This is a genomic window from Haladaptatus litoreus (assembly GCF_900156425.1).
GTDB classification, from domain to species: domain Archaea; phylum Halobacteriota; class Halobacteria; order Halobacteriales; family Haladaptataceae; genus Haladaptatus; species Haladaptatus litoreus.
In genome coordinates this window covers 591,666-609,602 of record NZ_FTNO01000001.1, presented here as the reverse complement: position 1 = coordinate 609,602, position 17,937 = coordinate 591,666, and the positions used below count along the sequence as shown (strand labels likewise).

The window sequence follows — 17,937 nt, the reverse complement described above, 5'->3', positions numbered from 1 at the left end:
AAAAGCGAACGGTTGCTCTCCGATTCAGCGTACCAGTTCACTTAACCACGTCCGCGGACAGCTATTCGACACCCGATGAGCTATCGAGACGCGGTCATGGCGGCGAAATACGCCGGTGGGTCGAACGAGCAGGCGACGGCGCTGCACGAACATCGCCTCGAAACCGTCGTCGGGGGCGAGGGGTACTTCGGTTTCGACGCACCGCGGGGACTCGTCGTCCACGTCGTACCGGACGCCGTCTACGACGACGGCTACGCCATCGACCTCGCGGAACATTCGATACTCCCCGAAGCAAATCCGTCCCGTCCCACGCAACTGCCCGTTCTCGGCAATCACGACGCCCACGGGACGTGGACTGCCGACGGGTTCGCTGCTTCCGTCGAGCGCGAGTCGGACGACGAGCGCGAAGCCGCCTGCGCGGGCTATTCGCATCTCTTCTCGAACGGCGTTATCGAAGCCGTCTCGGCGATTCCGTTCGGCGAAGCAGGGGTGGAAAACGAGCCAGAGCGAAGTGAACCGAAGCAGTTTGACGGACGCGCACTCGAACTCGATTTGACGCGGTGCGTTCGGCGCTATCTCCGTGTTCTTGCGTATCATCAGCAGATGTCCCCGATTCACGTTACGCTCACGATGTACGGCGTTCGCGGCTGTTTGCTGGATTCGAGCGAATCGGAATCGACCGATGCGGGCCGGATTTCCGAAAATATGCTCGCGCCGTTTCCGGTCAACCTGTCGAACTTCGACGCCGACGTTCGAACCGAACTGGCGAACCCCATCGACGCACTCTGGCGAGGTGCAGGATATCCCGGGTCGCCGTTTTTCGATTCGGGAGAATGGACGCTTCGCTCGGCGTTCGACGGGCAGTAGTCCGGAAATCAGCAACGAATCAACTGCACGGTTTCCCGCTACCGACGAAGGGACGCCTGTACCGCCCGCTCTGCGATTTTTACCGCTCCTCTCGCCGTCCGTTCGAGAGAGCCGACAGCAACTGACCGCACGTACGTCACTTCGTTTTCCCGATACAGCCGTCGCCGCAATTCGGTCACGTCATCGACGAGTTCCCGACAGGTTCGCACCGTCTCGTAGGGCGGTTCGTCCGCACTCAAAACGTCGTCAACAGCCTGTTCGGTGAGATGTCGGGACTCTCTGGCGAATCGTTCGAACTCGTCGGGCCACGGTTTTTCGACCGTCGCTTCGCTTCCGACTAGTGTTGCGATTCGTTGGGCCTGTTCCGCAACGTCGGCGAGCTGTCGCGCCGTCGCGTACTGGTCGAAGATGTCCGGGCGTGAGTGTCCGAGGCGGTCAAGTTGTTCGACGTCCGTGAGCGTTCGCTGGAAACAGCTCTCGGCGACGCGAAACCGTCTTTCGGCGTCGTTCCGTCGATTTGTCACGCGTTCCGCGCTTGCTTCGTTTCCGTCGATGAGTCCGTGGATGGCGTCCTGATGCATCGAGAGTGCGGTGTACTGGAGTTGGAGCACCGTTCGTTCGATGGACACCGCCGCGGCGTCGAACACGGTGGTGAGCACGAGTTCCGTCTCGGACTCGTTTCGCACCTCCAATCCGACCAAGTTGGTCGTCACCGTTGCGACGGCGCGGCGTTGCTCTCGGTCGAATTCACCCTCCGCCGTGAGGATGAACGTGTCGTTGCCGATGGCGTACAGCGCCTTTACGGTTTGTCGGATGTCCATCGCGGAGCGTCCTTCGACACAGAACTCCGGTGGCTCATCGTCGTCGGTCTGTTCGGCACCGATTATCAACTCGCCGTTCTCGGCGGGGTAGAGCGCCAACTGCATCCCCGCTTCGACGCCGTGTTCGTCGGCCCACTCCTTCGGCAGGGAAATCGTCGTGGAGCTTCCCGTGTATTGGACTTTTCTCGTTTCCATGCCTGACTCTCCGTTATCCGAACTTTCCGCTGACGTAATCTTCGACGCGCTGGCTCTCCGGGTTCTCGAATATTTTCCCCGTATCGTCGTATTCGACCAGTTCGCCGCCGGTGAGGAAGACCGCCGTCTGGTCGGAGATACGCGCCGCCTGTTGCATGTTGTGCGTGACGACGACGACAGTGTACTCCTCGGAGAGTTCATCGACGAGGTCCTCGATTTTCGCGGTTGCGATGGGGTCAAGCGCGCTCGCGGGTTCGTCCATCAGGATAACTTCCGGGTCGGTAGCGAGACAACGGGCGATACAGAGGCGTTGTTGCTGACCGCCCGAAAGCCCCATCGCGTTGTCGTCGAGGCGGTCACTCACCTCGTCCCAGAGCGCGGCGTTCCGGAGCGCACGCTCGACGAGTTCGTCTTCTTTGTCCTCGTTGGCTTCGCCGAGCAGTCGCGCGATGAGGCCGGTTTTGATGTCGCCGTGCTTTCGCGGGCCATATGAGACGTTGTCACGAATCGACTTCGGAAACGGGTTCGGTGCCTGAAACACCATCCCGACGCGCTTTCTGAGTTCGACCAGATTGGCGTTGTCCTGATAGATTTCCTCGCCGTCGAGGCGAACCGAACCGTCGATTCGGGCGCTGTTAATCCGGTCGTTCATGCGGTTGAGACACCGCAGGAACGTGGACTTACCACAACCGGACGGCCCGACGAGGGCGGTGACGCTCCGTTCGGGAATCTCCATCGAGATGTCCTTGAGGGCGTGTTCGTCGCCGTAGTGGACGTTCAGCCCCTCGACGGAGAGTTTCGGGTCACCCGAAAACTCGTAGTCTGTCCATTCGTCTTGGAGTTGCTCGGTACTCTCGCCGGACGTGGTGGTTTGCTGGCGCTGCCTCGTATCCGCTGACTGTGGTGCGTTTTTGCTCATTGCTGTAGTTTCCTCCTGAAGTAGATTCGCGTCCCGATACCAACGGCGTAGAACGAGAGGACGACCAACAACAGCACGAAGGCCGTCCCCCATCCGAACGCCTCGGCGTTCTCACCGCTCACTCCGGCGGTGATGCTCGCGTACAGTTGGTACGGAAGCGTCGGTGCGCTCGCAAGGAGCGCGTCGTTGGTGACGAACGGAGGTACCGAAGAGAACTCGAACGCCCCGAGCACCTTCGGTGCCGAATCGCGGAGTCCCCCGGCCATCACCAAGAGAATCGGTGCCGTTTCGCCAGCAATGCGACCGACACCGAGGATGACGCCCGTAAGAATACCCGGCATCGCCGCCGGGAGAACGACGCTCTTGATGGTTTCCCACTGGCTCACGCCGAGTGCGGCGCTGGCGTCACGATACTCATCCGGAACGGCTAGCACCGCCTCTCTGCTCGTGATGAGCACGAGTGGGATGAGCATGAATCCGAGGACGAGCATTCCCGCGAGGAGCGACGTGTCGTTGCCGAGTCGCGGAACCAAAAAGGCGTAGCCGAACAGGCCGAACACGACGCTGGGCGTGCTCCAAAGTCCGTTCGTCGCTACCTCGACGACCTGCGTGAACCAACCCTGTTCGGCGTACTCCGTGAGGAAAACCGCCGCGGCGACGGCGAGCGGCACGCCGACGAGGACGGCACCGACGACGACCCAGAAGGTTCCGACGACGGCCGGGAAGACGCCGTTGATTTCGTCCGGACGGAACGTGTACCCGTTGGTGACGAACGGCATCTGTATCCGAACGAACGGAATTTCGGCGTTCAGCATGGGGATAACCGCCGGGCCGATTCCGACGCTGAACTCGCTGAACGCGTAGCCGAATCCCTGTCGCCCGATGAACAGGAGCAACATCGCCAGAACCGCCAGCATCGCAATTGCGCTGAGGCCGATGAGTGCGAACGCACCGCGCTGACGACCGCGGCTTCCGAATCCTTCGCTCGCCAGTGAACCGGCCCACGCGCCGAGCAGTCCGGTTACACCGGCGAGTGCCGGAACCACCAAATAGCCCGGGAACGCCGCCGAGAGGCCGGTGGGTTCCCACGACCAACTCACGGTGAGCACGTCGCCGAGGACGAGGCCGGTGAGGCCGAGGGCGAACAGTCCGACTGGCACCGTCGTCCCGAGGTCTTCGCGGGCGGCGAGGACGCCGACTGCCACGAGGGCACCGACGACAACTGCAACTGGCACCCAGACGACTGCGCCGAACCCGAACGTCTGAGAGACGGTTAGTCCCGTCACGACCAGTGCGACGATACCGAATCCAACGCCGGTCACCGCGCCGGTTCGTTCGTCCGGCGTCGTCTCGAACCGACCGCTCCACGAGCCAACACCGATTCCGAGGACGCCGAAACCGATGAGCGCAGTCAGCAGTGCGAACACGTCCAACAGCCCGATTCCCACCAGCGATGTCCCTTCCGTCGTTTCGCGGAGGAACGTCGTCGCGGTCAGGAGCGGCGTGACGATACCGAGCGCGACGATTCCGTACGACAGCCATTCGAGGATGCTCTTTTCGCCATCTACGAGTGCCGTGTCGCGCTCGAACGTACTGCTCATGTGTCACCACCCAGCTTGCGTTTCATCCGCTTCTCGATGAGTTGTGAGGCGGTGCTGATTATCATCACGACGACGAACAGCACGACACCTGCCGCGAACAGGGCTTGCATGTGAGAACCGTGGGCGTTGCCGTACTGACTGGCGATGAGGCTCGTCAGCGTCTCGGTGTTGCCGAAAACGTCGTACAGCGGTTCCGGAAGTCGTTGGTTGTGGCCGAGAATGACCGTCGCGGCCATCGTTTCGCCGATGGCTCGACCCACGCCGAGCAGAACCGCCGCCGACACGCCAGAGAATGCTGCAGGAATCGAAATCCCTTTCATCGTCTGCCAGTCGGTGACACCGAGCGCCAGCGAGCCGTCCTTCATCGGATTGGGCACGCTCGACAGGGCATCCTCGGCGACGGAGACGACCGTCGGGAGCGCCATCAGCCCGATAACCAATCCGACGAGGAACAAGCTCCCGAAGTTCGGAAGGGAGATGTGTTCCATGAGATAGCTGTTCAGCGTCACGTACCCGAGATATCCGTACACGATGGACGGAATACCCGCGAGAATTTCGATGCCGGGTTTGACGACCTCCCGAACGCTTGCGGGTGCGATTTCGCTGATGAACAACGCCCCCGCGATGCCGAGGGGGGCGGCGATGCACATTGCAATGGCCGTCGTCACCAGCGTTCCCCAAATCATCGGCGTGAGCGCGTAGACGTTTCCGCTCGTGTTCCAGAACTCCCCGACGCCCGGCCACACCGTCACGCCGAAGACGGTAACCGGGTTTTCGAGGGCGAAGAGGCGGATTCCCATTTGGGTGAGAACGGGAAACGCCTCGATGAAGAGGAACACCGTGATGAGCGAGAGTATCAGCACGGTCGAAATCGTTGCGAGTAGCGTCAGTGCTCGGGCGGTCGCCGCCTGCTGTTCGACCCACCCGTAGGCGACGGTGAACAGGAATCCGAGTAGTGCGAACACCGTGAACTGCGACCCCGTCACGAACCCGACGAACGACGCGATAAGCAGTATCGCGCCGAGTGCTTGTGTCAGTACCGCCCCACGGTCGTCTACGGTGTCGTGAACCGATTCGGAGAGTGCCGTCTCCCCGGTCATCGTTCACCTATCCGTTGCTTTTCTACTTTCATTTTTGAAAATTTAAATAAGTTCGACAGTCGTTTCGTGTCCAATGCCGATACGGTCACGCGAGCGGACTACTAGTTCGTCGGCTCCGGAAGCTTGTCGAGTTGCTTCTGTCGCTCCTCGTCCGTGAGGGTCAGGTAGTTCGCCGGTTCGACGAACATCTTCTGTCCGTACTCGTGGAGAATCATGCGGATGAACGCCGCTTCTTTCTTCGACGTGCCGTCCCACGTGTAGCAGTGAAGCGCGCGGGAAAGCGGGTAGTCGAGACTGCCGAGGTTGTCGCCGTACGTGTAGGTCGTCCCTTCGATTTCGAGCGCGAGTGGTGCAACCGGGCCGTCTTCCTCGACGAACGCGAGCGCGATGTAGGCGATGGCGTTGTCGGAGTTCTCGACGAGCGCCGCAACCTGCTGGTTCTGCCCCTTTCGAACGTCCGTACCGCCCATGTCGGCGTCCGGGTCGCCGAGAACGTTGGCGCGGAAGGACGTGTCGGTACCCGAGCCTTCGGCACGGCCGACTGCCTGAATCTCCGTGTCCGGGCCGCCGAGTTCCGACCAGTTCTGTATCTCTCCGCGGTAGATTTGCTGTAGTTGCGAGAGCGTGAGTTTCTCGACGCCTGCGTCGTAGATTTCACGGCTCACGACGATTGGCTGAGCGTCAACCGCGACGATGTGGTCGGTGAACGGTTCGAGTTCGGACTCGCTTCGGTCTGGGAACTCGGCGCTGACCGGTGCGGATGCGTCACCGATGTCGACCTGCCCCTTTTCGAGTTTGGTGAGGCCGACACCCGTGTGGTTCAGTCCGATGGACGTGTAAAACGGCGGCGTTCCCTCTTCGCCGCTGGGTTCGAAGCCGTAGAGACCCGCCCAGTAATCGGCCATGTTCTTGTCCGTCTGGATGTCGTCCCAGCCCGGAACGCTCGATTCATCACTGGAACCCCAGTACTCGCCGTCGGACGCGGGGGCGTTTCCGTTCCAGAGCGACCCCGCTTGGCTCGTGATGGGGTAGACCGTCGAGGAACCGTCTGCGGTCAGTGGTTGCGTCGAACCGCTGCCGCCGTTGTTGCTGTCGTCCGAGTCGGAGTTTCCGTCGTTGTTTCCGCCTTCCGTCGTCGTGTCGTCTCCACTGGTTCCGCTACAGCCCGCGAGTGCCATGGCACCTGCAGTGCCCGTGAGTGCGATGAATTTGCGTCGTGATGCGCCGGTCGTTGGTCGCTCTGAGTCTCGCGTCATTCAGGTGGCACTGGCCGTCGTTCGGTAAAAACTACTTATATTAGTGGTATATCGCTCTGGCCAACACAACAAACCACTATGAACACATATGTTGGATAGCGTATGCTATATACCAATATTATTCGCCCCCTGCGTGAAGGCGAATTTATGTATAGAGTCTAACAGTTGGAGGACGAGTCGATACGCGACAGAGGGCGAAATCGACATCGACCGGGAGTTGCGCTGATTCTATCTGCGCTTCGACCCATCTACTTATGATCTTTTTCCAAGGATTAATTTATGCGTAAATTCTTTTGCCATAACTGGTAGCCAACTTCGATTAGAAACGGTAACAAAGTTGAAACCACAGGTAGAACAGCAATCGCTATTCCGACAGCATCCTCGCCGCGTCTTCGACCGCATCAGCCGTTCCCAGAAGCGTGACCACATCACCCTCTCCCAGCACGACACTGGATTTCGGAATGATGTACTCGGAATCTCGTTGGACGAGTACGACGCTGCTTTCGTCCGGAAAGTCGATGTCGCCGAGTTCGCGCCCGACCATCGACGCCGAATCGACCGTCACCTCGGTAACGTCGTTTTCGTCGCCAACGCTCGACAACCACGCGAAAAAGCTCGGTCGGAGGATGAGGTCGTCCATGGTATCGACGGTGGCGAGCGTCGGCGTCGTGGTTCGAATCCCGAGGTCTTCGAAAGCGTCTACGTTTTCCGTGTCGTTCACCTGTGCGAGCAGGTTTTCGACGCCGAACTTCGTCCGGGCGGTTTGACAGGCGAGGATGTTCTGGTCGTCTTCGCTCGTCGCGGCGACGACCATCTTCGCGTCTTCGACACCTGCATCTTCGAGGACGCTGGCGTTCGCACCATTGCCGTGAACCACCGAGTAGCCGTTCGCTCGGAGGTTGGAGACGACTTCCACGTCCCGTTCGATGATGATTGGGTTTTCACCGCGCTCTTCGAGTCGTTCCGCGAGGGTTCGTCCGATTCGGCTTCCGCCGATGATGAGTATCGTCATGGGTACGATGTCGAGTCTGTTTGCGATGAACGGCGCGCCACCCGCTTCGAAAATGACCGTGACGAGGATGACGAGAAAAACGACGCTCACGACGCTTTCGGCGTTCGCCACGTCGGCCTGCGCGAGTTGGAGCGAAAAGAGGGTCGCGGTCGAGGCGGGAATGATTCCCCGCGGGCCGACCGCGGAGATGAACAGCCGTTCGTTCCGGCTGAAATCGGAACGAACCGTCGAGAGAAACACGGAGAGCGGTCTGACGACGAACATGGCAATCAGAACGACGGCGACGCCAGCCAGCCCGAATTCCACGAGTTCCTCGAACCTGAGCAGAGATGCGAGGATGATGTAGACGACGCTCAACACGATTGCCGTTACGTCGCCGCTGAAGCCCTCGATTTCCTCTTCGTAGGGGATGTCGGCGTTGCCTACCAACAATCCCGCAACCGCGACCGAGACGACCCCCGCCTCCGAGGCGAACAAGTCGGCTACGGCGAACGAAATCAAAGCGGTTGCGATGACGGTTATCCGCGAATTTTGCGGGGTTCGGCTGAAATTTCGAAGCACGTAGATCACGCTAATTGCCGTAACGATGCCGATGAGGACGCCGACGCCCAACTGCGTGACGAACTCGATGACGATTTCCTCGTCCACCGGTCCGCCGCGCGTGAAGGGTCGTTCGCCGAGCGCCGCCGCACTGAAGATAACTGCCCCGAGCACGGACGCGACGGGGTCGTTGACGATACCTTCGGTTTCGAGCGTCGTTTTCACGTTCTCGCGCACGTCCGTCTGTTCCAGAATCGGCGTTATCACGGTCGGCCCGGTGGCCACGAGGAGGGCGGAAATGAGAAACGAAAGACTCCACTGCAAATCGAGCAGGTATCGTATCGTGAGTCCCAAGCCGAGAAACGTAATCGCGGAACCGAGCGTGACGAGCCTGAGTGTAGCCGTCGATGCCGACCGGATTCTGGAGGACGTGAGGTTAAACGCACCTTCGAAGACGATGATTGCGACCGCTAGCGAAACGATGGTCGAGAGCGCGTTACTGAACAGAGACGGGTCGAGAAGGCCGATGACCTCCGGCCCGAACAGGATACCGAATCCGAGCAAGAAGACGACGTTCGGAATCCCGAATCTGTCGGCGAGCAGTTTCGACACCGCTCCGAGGAGGATTATCGACGCCGACGCCAGCAGTGCATCAGTGGCCATCGCGTAGCAATCTTGGTGTATCGGCCACCCGGGTTTCCCGGGTGGCCGACCGCAAGTAACGGATTGTCAACCGATTCACGGATAAACATCGCGGCCACTGGGAAGCGAACTCGATGACGAATCACCGACTACCTTCGCGTTTGTTAGTCCCTGACCGCATTGTTCATCGTTCACTTCGTTGCCCGCGTTCCGAGTTCGACCACGCGATGCCTCGTATTTGTCCGCGAAAATCTAGAATACAGTATGTGAATCGTTGCTTAGTGCTATCGTTGAAAAACGCACAGCAGTGTCGATGAGGCCGAGAGGGGGCGTAAGCAGACATCGCACGCAGCATACGTAACTATTATTCGTCGCTTACAGTAGGGGGACACTACCGCTCACAGCCGGTGTCTTCAGCCACCCAATAACAATGGTTGGTTCGGTCAAAAAACGCGAACAGTTGCTCGGGACGATTGGCGGATTTCGAACGAGCGGCGAAAAAATCGAACTCATCACACAATGACAGAACACGACAAAACTCCGGACTCACTCAAACGCCGACGGCTCCTCCAAGGCCTCGGCGGGGTAGGTATCGCGGCGCTCGCTGGTTGTGCTGGGAGCGACCAGTCGAATTCGGGCGGCGGCAACCAGCAGTCGAACTCCGGTGGCACACTGACGCTCGCGCAAGTAAAGAGTCCGCTGGAGTTCGACCCTATCGTCCTCAACGACGTTCCCTCGACACAGGTAGCAGACCGCGTGTTCGAGGGACTGTACACGTATGATAGCGGCATCAACGTCGTCCCGCACTTGGCGACCGGCGAACCGGAGGTCAAGAACAACGGACAGACGTACATCGTCGAGATGCAGGAGGGAATCCAGTTCCAAAACGGCGACTCAATGACCTTCGAGGACGTGAAATATTCGTTCGAAGCGCCGGTCAAGGAGGAAACGGAGAACGCCTCCGAAGTGAGCATGATACAGAACATCTCGAAGGCCGGCAACCGACGAGTCAAGTTCGACCTGAAATACCCCTACGGCCCGTTCATGAACGCGCTGACGCGTCCTATCGTGCCGAAAAGCGTTCGGGAGAACAACAAACAGAAGTTTAACAAACAGAATCCCGTCGGTTCCGGGCCGTTCCAGTTCGACGAATGGCAGGAAGGAAATTTCGCCAGAGTCACCCGGTGGGACGACTACTGGGGGGAACCGATGCCGAATCTCGGCGAAATCGAATTCAGGCCGGTCGAAGAGCCGACGACACGGCTGACGAGCCTCCAAACCAACGAAAGCGACGTTATCGAGGAAATTCCACCGAAACTGTGGCAGCAGGTACAGAGCATGAACAATGCGAGCATCGAGTCCGTCATCGGGATGGGCTACTTCTACCTCGCTTTTAACTGCCAGAACGGGCCGACCACCGACCCGCAGGTTCGGGAAGCCATCGACTACTGTTTCGACATGGACCAAGCCGTGTCGAACTTCGTGGAACCGAGCGGGGTTCGCCAGTACAGTCCACTGCCGGAACAGATAGCCAAGAAGTGGGGCATGCCGCTGAACAAGTGGAAGAACATCGCTCACGGCAAAGACATCGATCAAGCGAAGACGATGCTCGACGATGCCGATTCGGTTCCGAACAACTGGAACGCGAACATCATCGTCCCGCCGGACGACAAACGGGAACAGTTGGGCGTCACGGTGGCGAACGGCCTGAAGGAGGCCGGATACAACGCGAACGTCCAGCGACTCGACTGGGGTGCGTTCTTAGACCAGTACGTTTCGGGTGACCCCAACGATTACAACATGTACACGCTGGGCTGGTCGGGAACGCCCGACCCAGACGCCTTCACGTACTACTTCTTCACGAAAGAAGCACACGGCACGACGGACGGCACCTTCTACAACGGTGTGAACCAGCAAATCAACCAAGCGCGGCGGTCTGCGAACCGACAGGAGCGAAAACGGTTGTATCGGGAAGCAATCACGCAAGTGCTGGAAGACCGGGCGCACATCCCGGCGTACAACTTGAAAAACAGCTACGGGATGAAACAGAACGTCAACGGATTCGAGTCGCATCCCGTTTCCAGCTTCGTGGTTTCGACCGACTACACGAACGCATCCATCGGGTCGCAGTAACCACTCGCACCCCGTTTCGATACGAGTTACCAACAATACATGGGAATCCTCCGCTACACGATTAGCCGATCTTTGCAAGCAATTCCGGTCCTCGTCGGAATCGTCACCATCACGTTCCTGCTGACGAACGCCATTCCGGGCGACCCCGTTCAAATCATGCTCGGGCCGTCACCGAGCGCAGAGATGGTCGAGGAAATCCGGGCGCAGTACGGGCTAGACGAACCGCTCCCTGTTCGATACGTGAACTATCTCACCGCCGTCGCACAGGGCGACCTCGGACAGAGTATCTACTACGGGGTGCCCGTGATGACCAAAATCATGGAGCGACTGCCGGTGACGCTCCTCCTCATGCTCTCCAGTTTCGGATTCGCGCTGGTGACTGCTATCCCACTGGGTATCATCTCGGCCAGACGGCGAAATCAGCCCACCGACCACGTTTCGCGCGTCGTCGCGCTCATCGGGGTCAGCACGCCATCGTTCTGGATTGGGCTGATGCTCATCATCATCTTCGCCTACCACCTGAACTGGTTCCCTGCGACAGGGTTGATTCTGCCGTGGGCGAATCCGAGTTCAGTCGATGGAGCATCCTCGCAGGCAGACGTTCTCTGGCAGAGTGGAATGCATCTGCTCTTACCGACGCTTTCGCTCGGGACGCTCCAGATGGCCGCGATTACGCGAATCGAACGGTCGTCGATGTTGGAAGTCCTCCAGCAGGAGTACGTGAAGTTGGCGCGAGCATACGGCGTCTCGGAAGGAAAGATACTGCGACGGCACGCCTTCCGCAACGCGCAACTGCCCGTCATCACCGTCGTTGGCCTCCAACTCACGTCGGCGCTCGGCGGCGCGGTGCTGACCGAGACGGTGTTCAACATCAACGGGATGGGACGGCTCATCATTACCGCAATCAACAATCAGGATTACCCGCTGGTCATGGGGACGACGGTGTTTTTCGGCCTGACGTTCGTCATCGGCGTCATCCTCACTGACCTTTCGTACGCGTACATCGACCCGCGAGTGACCTACGACGAGGTGGACTAACGATGGGAACAGGTGAAACTACGACCGACAAACTTCGCGAACCGCAATCGAACGAAGGATACGACCCCGAAGAGCCGAGCGAATCCAACGTCGGATGGCGACATGCGCTCGACCAAATCAAGAAGGATACGACCGCGAGAATCGGGTTCTACATCATCGCGTTCATTCTCGGCGTCGCTATCTTCGCGTGGATAGACGCGAAACTGTTCGACTACGCCATCGCCAGTCGATTCTGGTACAATCCGGTGAACGACCCCGCGAACGCGCAAATACTCCTCCCACCGGCCGGGATGGAAAGCACGTTCGGAAGCGGGACGTGGAAGTACCCGCTCGGAACCGACCACCGCGGACGAGATATTCTCGTCCGTCTCGTGTACGGCACCCGAATCGCCATGCAAGTCGGCATCGTTTCGACCGGGTTCGGCCTCATCGCCGGAACCCTCGTCGGCGCAGTCGCGGGCTACCACGGCGGCCGGGTGGACGACGCGCTGATGCGCCTCGTGGAGACGCTGTACGCGATTCCGTTCCTCGTGCTGGTCATCGCGTTCATGGCCGCATTCGGGCGTGATTTGACCTACGCTATGATTGGCGTCGGCATCACGACGATTCCGGTGTTCGCCCGGCTGATTCGGTCACGGGTGGTTAGCGTACGGGAAGAAGAGTACATCGAGGCGGCGCGGGCCGCCGGAGTCCGTGACCGAAACATCATCCTCCGGCACGTCATCCCGAACAGTTTCGCGCCCGTCCTCGTGCAGGCGACCCTACAAGTCGGCATCAGCATCCTCATCGTGGCCGGACTCTCGTTCCTCGGCTTCGGTGCCCAACCGCCGACCCCGTCGTGGGGGCAGATGTTGAACCAATCCCGCGGCTACATGCTTCCCGACCCGTGGTTCAGCCTGTGGCCCGGCATCGCCATCCTCATCACCGTGATGGGGTTCAACCTGCTCGGCGACGGCCTCCGCGACGCACTCGACCCACGAATCAAAAATTGATCAAAAATGACAGAGACGATACTCCAGATAGACGACCTGAAAACGCAGTTCTTCACGGAAGAAGGCGTCGTTCGCGCCGTCGATGGCATCTCCTTCGACGTGAACGAGGGCGAAATCGTCGGCCTCGTGGGCGAAAGCGGGGCCGGAAAGAGCGTCGCCGCCCAGAGCATCCTTCGACTCATCGACCACCCCGGCGAAATCGTCGGGGGCGAAGTTCGATTCCGGGACGACGTGCTGTTCGGCCTCGAAGAAGGGCCTGACGGCGACCTCCAACCCCGCGACGAGATGCTCTCGAACGAGGACATGCGGCGTCGAATTCGCGGGACGGAAATCGCCATCATCTTCCAAGACCCGATGGAGAGCCTGAATCCGGTGTTCACGGTGGGCAACCAGCTTCGGGAGTTCATCGAAATCAACCGGAATCTCTCGAAAGAGGAGGCGAAAGAAGAGGCGATTCACATGCTCCGCGAAGTCGGAATTCCGGAACCCGAAGCGCGCTACGAAAACTATCCCCACCAGTTCTCGGGTGGGATGCGCCAGCGCGTTCTCATCGCGATGGCGTTAGCCTGCGAACCGAGCCTCATCATCGCGGACGAACCGACCACAGCATTGGACGTAACCGTCGAGGGCCAAATCCTCTCGTTGGTGGACGAGTTGCAGGACAAATACGACACGAGTTTCGTCTGGGTTACGCACGACATGGGCGTCGTCGCCGAACTCTGTGACCGAGTGAACGTGATGTACCTCGGTGAAATCGTGGAACAAGCCACGGTCGACGACCTGTTCTACGACACGAAACATCCCTACACGGAAGCCCTGTTGAACTCCATGCCGCGACCCGACCAGACGGTTCACGAACTGGAACCGGTAAAAGGCGTGATGCCCGAAGCCATCGACCCGCCGCGAGGCTGTCGGTTCCACACGCGCTGTCCCGACGCCAGAGAGGCCTGCGTCGAAACTCATCCAACGTGCCGGGAGGTCAGCGACAGGGACGACCCCGAAACGCAGTCGCATCGGTCGGCCTGCATCAAACACGACGAGTTCGACGCCGGATACTGGTTCAGCGAACCGATAGAGGTGCAAGCGAAGACGGGAATCAGCGGCGACCTCGTCAGCGACACGTCGAAGGGAGGTGACTGAAATGTCCGATTCGATGTCGATGGGCCGTCTCGACGAGGACGAGACGGCGATGGGCGAACCGCTCCTCGAAGTCGAAGGACTGACGAAACATTTCACCAACGGCGGCGGATTTCTGTCCGGATTGTTCGGCGAGGAGGAGTCAGTTCGGGCGGTCGAGGACGTTTCGTTCACCATCCACAAGGGTGAGACGTTGGGACTGGTCGGCGAGTCGGGATGCGGAAAGAGCACTCTCGCTCGAACCATCCTCCGACTGCTCACACCGACGGACGGAACCGTCTCCTTCAAGGGTCGTGATTTGACCGAGTTGAGCGGCGAGGAGGTGCGAAGTCAGCGCAAGGACATGCAGTTGATTTTCCAAGACCCGCAGTCCTCACTCGACCCGCGGATGAAAATCGGCCCCATCGTGGAGGAGCCGATGAAAGCCCACGGGATGTACGATTCGGATGGACGTGAAGATCGAGCGCGCGAACTGCTCGAAAAGGTCGGTCTCGACCCGCAACACTACAATCGTCATCCGCACGCCTTCTCGGGCGGCCAGCGCCAGCGCGTGAATCTGGCCCGCGCCCTGAGCGTGAATCCGGATTTCATCGTCTGTGACGAACCGGTGTCGGCGCTCGACGTGTCGATTCAGGCACAGGTGCTCAACACGATGCGGTCGCTTCAGGACGAGTTCGGCCTCACGTACCTGTTCATCGCCCACGACCTCTCGGTGATTCGCCACATCTCGGACCGGGTGGCGGTGATGTATCTGGGCCAACTGGTCGAACTCGCCGACAAGGAGGAGTTGTACGAGAACCCACAGCATCCCTACACGCAAGCACTGCTGGAATCCATCCCGGTTCCCGACCCCCGTGAAACGGGAACCCGCGGGGTTCTCGAAGGCGACGTTCCGAGTCCAATCGAACCGCCGAGCGGGTGTCGGTTCCGAACGCGTTGTCCGAAACTCATCGCGCCCGCAGAGTACGACCTGTCGCCCGAAGAGTGGGAACGAACTCGCGGGTTCCTGCGAGCGGTACAGCGTCGGTCGTTCGAACCGACGGGCGAATCCGAAATCGTGGTCGAGTTCTTCGACGGGAACGTGCCCGATGGTGAAGCGGGACGCATCATCGAGAGCGCAATCGACCAAATTTTGGCCGACGACTGGGACAGCGCGAAAGAGCGACTGACGGAGTCGTTCGCGGAAAAAAGCATCTGTGCGAAACAGATTCCCGACTACCAAGTGCCCGCCGAGTACGGAACCGGGCCGCACGCCGCCGCGTGTCACCGCCACCGCGACGACGTTGCCGAGGGGCGACAAGAACGGTAGTTCCTTTTTCCCGTCTCCGTTCCGCTATCGGAGAGTGATTGTCGTCTCGTCGCGCGGTTTTTCGTCCTCGGTCGCGAGATACGCGCCAATCGTGTACTCACCGGGTTCGGCGGGGAGACGGGACGATTCGTCGCTTCGCTCGAATCGCCCGTCCCACCGCACGTGGGTTCGCTTTTTTTCTCGCGCACGAAAGTAGAACACGTTCGGCTGGTTGCGGAGGTAGTAGGCTTCGTCGCTGGCTTCCAGTTCACCGTTCACGTCCCATCCCCAGAGTCGCTGTCGCGGCGTCTCCACGACCATCGGAATCGGCAGTCGGTTCTCGAACGTGACCGTGATTCGTATCTCGTCGCCGACTTCGTACCGGGATTCGTCGGTCGTAACGCTGGCCGTGATGCTCCTTCGAGCGACCCACTGCGGAACGAGGGCGCGTATCGCGCGTCCGAGATAATCGACGTTCTGGTCGAATCCCAGTTGGTCTTCGGAATCCGTGCCTGACATTGTCGGGGTCCGTGTTAGACCAATCCGTGCGGAAGGGTGTCTTTTGTGGCTCGACGGTGAACGAAACCGAAGCGGGGATTCCGTTTCGTCCGAACTCATCTCCCGACAAAAGTTTTAGGTTGGCCTAAAACGAAGGAGTATCGAAGCGCGAATCGACAGGGGGAACCATGAAATCGAAAACGACGCGAAAAAAGCGCGCGAAAGCGTGGGCCTACGTCCACTTCGGTCTGTTCGGAGGCCCGGACGAGGAGACAACGGCGGATTCGGAGGACGAACAGAACAGCGAATCCACCGATGAGAAATCGTAGAACAACGACAGTCAACCCCACGTTTATGTCGTCGGTCGTCATCCATGGCATATGATAGAGCCGAGCGTTTTGCTCGCCTTCGTTCCGGCCGCCCTCGCGCTGAACGTCGCGCCCGGCCCTGACAGCATCTACACGTTGAAACGAAGCGTCAGCGATGGCCGAACCGCTGGCGTTGCCGCCGCTGCGGGAACCTCCACCGGGTGTCTCGTCCACACCACCGCCGCCGTCCTCGGTCTGTCGGCGGTGCTGAAAGCGTCCGCACTCGCGTTCACCGCCGTCAAAATCGTCGGCGCGGCGTACCTCGTCTACCTCGGCATCGAAACCCTGCGCAACCGCGAGGAGTTCGAAATCGCGCCCGAAACGGACAGTCAAACACACGGCGAATCGTTCCGGCAGGCGTTTACCATCAACGTCCTCAATCCGAAAGTCGCCGTCTTCTTCCTCGCCTTCCTCCCGCAGTTTGTCCGTCCGAGCGGCAGTTTCGGCCTCCAAATCTTTACCCTCGGTGTCCTGTTCGGAACGCTCGGCTTTTGCTATCAAGCGATTCTCGCCGTCTTTTCAAGCAGGGCGCGCCGGATGATAACCGAGCGCCAGCGCGTTCGAAACGTGCTTCGGTACGCGAGCGCCAGCGTTCTCGTTTGGTTCGGTGTTGCGCTCGCGCTCGAAGAACGGCCGGGCGTCTAATCGACCGAACCGGTCGTTCGCACTGGCGCAAAAAATCGAACTGCGGTCGTTAGCAGTTACAGAAGTAGTTCGTCTGGCAATCGCCGTCACAACAGGTTTCACACTCCGCCGAGCGAGTGTTTTCACAGATGACTGGCGAACAGAAACAGTCCGTGTTACACGCTTGCGTGTCGATTGCCTGCGTTCCGATGTCCGGGTTGTAGAGGAACGTTTTATCGGAACTCTCGGGTTCGTGGAAAGCGTACGCGCGACCGGTTTCCGGTTCGACGGTGATACTCACGACGCCGTCCTCGACGTTTCGGACGCTGACGATTTCGTCTGCCCGCCCAGAAACTCCCTTCAAGAAAGTCGTCCCCTCGTTTTTCTTGGCGATGTCGCTGAACCCGACGGTTTTCCGGGTGTGAACTTCCGAATACACGTCGGCACTCTGGAGCAGACCGTCCTTCGACAGCATCGCCATGAGGTCGCCTGCGTGCTCTGCGAACAGAGATTCGGTTCGAATCGGGTCTGCGTACTGCTCTTCCAGCGTCGGCTTGGCACTCGCACTACCGCTGGCGGCGGCCACGCCAGCGCCGACCACGGCGGTCGTCGCAGCTTTTTTCATCAGCGTTCGTCGGTTCAGTCCGTCCGTGTTACTTTTGTCAGTCATTTTTTCAATCCCAAATATATCGAAACAATGATTGGCATTAAATTTTCTTACTAAACGATTTGGTACTGTTCGTACGGGAGGTTTCTAGTCGCTCCTACAGCAATCGTTCCCGAGAAAAAGGCGACGACCAGTCGTTTCGAAGACAGTTTCTCGATGCCAATGGGTAACAGACACGACCGACAGAATAGAAATTTCAATCTCGGAAAAGTGCATATCGTTATGCTAGTTCAGACCAG

16 protein-coding genes are annotated in these 17,937 nt (G+C 59.5%); 8 read left to right on the top strand and 8 right to left on the bottom strand.

The genetic code is table 11. The features are described 5' to 3' along the window. Window positions 1–75 precede the first annotated feature (75 nt). Window positions 76–867 carry a hypothetical protein gene (locus BW974_RS03105; RefSeq protein ID WP_245799884.1) on the top strand — a complete coding sequence of 264 codons (792 nt, stop codon included), beginning with the start codon at window positions 76–78 and terminating at the stop codon, window positions 865–867. A 38-nt stretch (window positions 868–905) separates the two neighbouring features. Here BW974_RS03105 and BW974_RS03100 read toward each other — a convergent pair whose 3' ends face one another. From BW974_RS03100 to BW974_RS03075, 6 genes are all read right to left on the bottom strand, one after another. Further along, the gene (locus BW974_RS03100) at window positions 906–1,883 is read right to left on the bottom strand and encodes an AbrB/MazE/SpoVT family DNA-binding domain-containing protein (protein ID WP_076427874.1); all 978 of its coding nucleotides are present in this window, start codon (window positions 1,881–1,883) and stop codon (window positions 906–908) included. A 13-nt stretch (window positions 1,884–1,896) separates the two neighbouring features. Continuing rightward, on the bottom strand, window positions 1,897–2,802 hold the full coding sequence (gene pstB, locus BW974_RS03095; RefSeq protein ID WP_076427872.1) for a phosphate ABC transporter ATP-binding protein PstB: 906 nt from the start codon (window positions 2,800–2,802) through the stop codon (window positions 1,897–1,899). Further along, on the bottom strand, window positions 2,799–4,403 hold the full coding sequence (gene pstA, locus BW974_RS03090) for a phosphate ABC transporter permease PstA (protein WP_076427870.1): 1,605 nt from the start codon (window positions 4,401–4,403) through the stop codon (window positions 2,799–2,801). Before pstA ends, pstB begins: the two co-directional genes overlap by 4 nt. Beyond that, window positions 4,400–5,503, bottom strand: a complete 1,104-nt coding sequence (pstC, locus tag BW974_RS03085) for a phosphate ABC transporter permease subunit PstC (RefSeq protein WP_076427868.1) — start codon at window positions 5,501–5,503, stop codon at window positions 4,400–4,402. Before pstC ends, pstA begins: the two co-directional genes overlap by 4 nt. 101 nt (window positions 5,504–5,604) lie before the next feature. Further along, window positions 5,605–6,759 (bottom strand): PstS family phosphate ABC transporter substrate-binding protein, encoded by a 1,155-nt coding sequence (locus BW974_RS03080; RefSeq protein WP_076427866.1) that lies wholly within the window; start codon window positions 6,757–6,759, stop codon window positions 5,605–5,607. Between the two features lie 364 nt (window positions 6,760–7,123). Beyond that, window positions 7,124–8,974, bottom strand: a complete 1,851-nt coding sequence (locus BW974_RS03075; protein WP_076427864.1) for a cation:proton antiporter domain-containing protein — start codon at window positions 8,972–8,974, stop codon at window positions 7,124–7,126. Window positions 8,975–9,472: 498 nt separating this feature from the next. Here BW974_RS03075 and BW974_RS03070 point away from each other — a divergent pair, with 498 nt between their 5' ends. From BW974_RS03070 to BW974_RS26915, 5 genes are read left to right on the top strand one after another with little or no spacing between them, the layout of a single operon-like run. Beyond that, a complete protein-coding gene (locus BW974_RS03070; RefSeq protein ID WP_076427862.1) occupies window positions 9,473–11,086 on the top strand; it encodes an ABC transporter substrate-binding protein in 1,614 nt (537 codons plus the stop codon). Window positions 11,087–11,125: 39 nt separating this feature from the next. Continuing rightward, window positions 11,126–12,124, top strand: coding sequence for an ABC transporter permease (locus BW974_RS03065; RefSeq protein ID WP_076427860.1), 999 nt, complete (start codon window positions 11,126–11,128; stop codon window positions 12,122–12,124). Between the two features lie 2 nt (window positions 12,125–12,126). Beyond that, the gene (locus BW974_RS03060) at window positions 12,127–13,116 is read left to right on the top strand and encodes an ABC transporter permease (RefSeq protein ID WP_076427858.1); all 990 of its coding nucleotides are present in this window, start codon (window positions 12,127–12,129) and stop codon (window positions 13,114–13,116) included. A 6-nt stretch (window positions 13,117–13,122) separates the two neighbouring features. Continuing rightward, window positions 13,123–14,256, top strand: coding sequence for an ABC transporter ATP-binding protein (locus BW974_RS03055; RefSeq protein WP_076427857.1), 1,134 nt, complete (start codon window positions 13,123–13,125; stop codon window positions 14,254–14,256). A 1-nt stretch (window position 14,257) separates the two neighbouring features. Then, window positions 14,258–15,562: an ABC transporter ATP-binding protein gene (locus BW974_RS26915; protein ID WP_281247655.1), complete on the top strand. Its 1,305-nt coding sequence runs from the start codon at window positions 14,258–14,260 to the stop codon at window positions 15,560–15,562. A 24-nt stretch (window positions 15,563–15,586) separates the two neighbouring features. Here the strand turns inward: BW974_RS26915 and BW974_RS03045 are convergent, their stop codons facing one another. Beyond that, the gene (locus BW974_RS03045; RefSeq protein WP_076427855.1) at window positions 15,587–16,060 is read right to left on the bottom strand and encodes a DUF7974 family protein; all 474 of its coding nucleotides are present in this window, start codon (window positions 16,058–16,060) and stop codon (window positions 15,587–15,589) included. 167 nt (window positions 16,061–16,227) lie between these two features. Here BW974_RS03045 and BW974_RS25340 point away from each other — a divergent pair, with 167 nt between their 5' ends. Further along, window positions 16,228–16,368, top strand: a complete 141-nt coding sequence (locus BW974_RS25340) for a hypothetical protein (protein ID WP_175609616.1) — start codon at window positions 16,228–16,230, stop codon at window positions 16,366–16,368. Window positions 16,369–16,419: 51 nt separating this feature from the next. Beyond that, window positions 16,420–17,052 carry a LysE family translocator gene (locus BW974_RS03040; protein WP_076427854.1) on the top strand — a complete coding sequence of 211 codons (633 nt, stop codon included), beginning with the start codon at window positions 16,420–16,422 and terminating at the stop codon, window positions 17,050–17,052. A 49-nt stretch (window positions 17,053–17,101) separates the two neighbouring features. Here the strand turns inward: BW974_RS03040 and BW974_RS25335 are convergent, their stop codons facing one another. After that, window positions 17,102–17,701: a hypothetical protein gene (locus BW974_RS25335; RefSeq protein ID WP_076427852.1), complete on the bottom strand. Its 600-nt coding sequence runs from the start codon at window positions 17,699–17,701 to the stop codon at window positions 17,102–17,104. Window positions 17,702–17,937 lie beyond the last annotated feature (236 nt).

Excerpts from the sequence above, each read along its gene's own strand:
- pstA (WP_076427870.1), bottom strand. The coding sequence starts at position 4,403 with ATGAGCAGTACGTTCGAGCGCGACACGGCACTCGTAGATGGCGAAAAG.
- BW974_RS03070 (WP_076427862.1), top strand. The coding sequence starts at position 9,473 with ATGACAGAACACGACAAAACTCCGGACTCACTCAAACGCCGACGGCTC.
- BW974_RS25335 (WP_076427852.1), bottom strand. The coding sequence starts at position 17,701 with ATGACTGACAAAAGTAACACGGACGGACTGAACCGACGAACGCTGATG.
- BW974_RS03065 (WP_076427860.1), top strand. The coding sequence starts at position 11,126 with ATGGGAATCCTCCGCTACACGATTAGCCGATCTTTGCAAGCAATTCCG.
- BW974_RS03045 (WP_076427855.1), bottom strand. The coding sequence starts at position 16,060 with ATGTCAGGCACGGATTCCGAAGACCAACTGGGATTCGACCAGAACGTC.
- BW974_RS03100 (WP_076427874.1), bottom strand. The coding sequence starts at position 1,883 with ATGGAAACGAGAAAAGTCCAATACACGGGAAGCTCCACGACGATTTCC.
- BW974_RS03040 (WP_076427854.1), top strand. The coding sequence starts at position 16,420 with ATGATAGAGCCGAGCGTTTTGCTCGCCTTCGTTCCGGCCGCCCTCGCG.
- pstB (WP_076427872.1), bottom strand. The coding sequence starts at position 2,802 with ATGAGCAAAAACGCACCACAGTCAGCGGATACGAGGCAGCGCCAGCAA.
- BW974_RS03105 (WP_245799884.1), top strand. The coding sequence starts at position 76 with ATGAGCTATCGAGACGCGGTCATGGCGGCGAAATACGCCGGTGGGTCG.
- BW974_RS26915 (WP_281247655.1), top strand. The coding sequence starts at position 14,258 with ATGTCCGATTCGATGTCGATGGGCCGTCTCGACGAGGACGAGACGGCG.
- BW974_RS25340 (WP_175609616.1), top strand. The coding sequence starts at position 16,228 with ATGAAATCGAAAACGACGCGAAAAAAGCGCGCGAAAGCGTGGGCCTAC.
- BW974_RS03075 (WP_076427864.1), bottom strand. The coding sequence starts at position 8,974 with ATGGCCACTGATGCACTGCTGGCGTCGGCGTCGATAATCCTCCTCGGA.
- BW974_RS03055 (WP_076427857.1), top strand. The coding sequence starts at position 13,123 with ATGACAGAGACGATACTCCAGATAGACGACCTGAAAACGCAGTTCTTC.
- pstC (WP_076427868.1), bottom strand. The coding sequence starts at position 5,503 with ATGACCGGGGAGACGGCACTCTCCGAATCGGTTCACGACACCGTAGAC.
- BW974_RS03080 (WP_076427866.1), bottom strand. The coding sequence starts at position 6,759 with ATGACGCGAGACTCAGAGCGACCAACGACCGGCGCATCACGACGCAAA.
- BW974_RS03060 (WP_076427858.1), top strand. The coding sequence starts at position 12,127 with ATGGGAACAGGTGAAACTACGACCGACAAACTTCGCGAACCGCAATCG.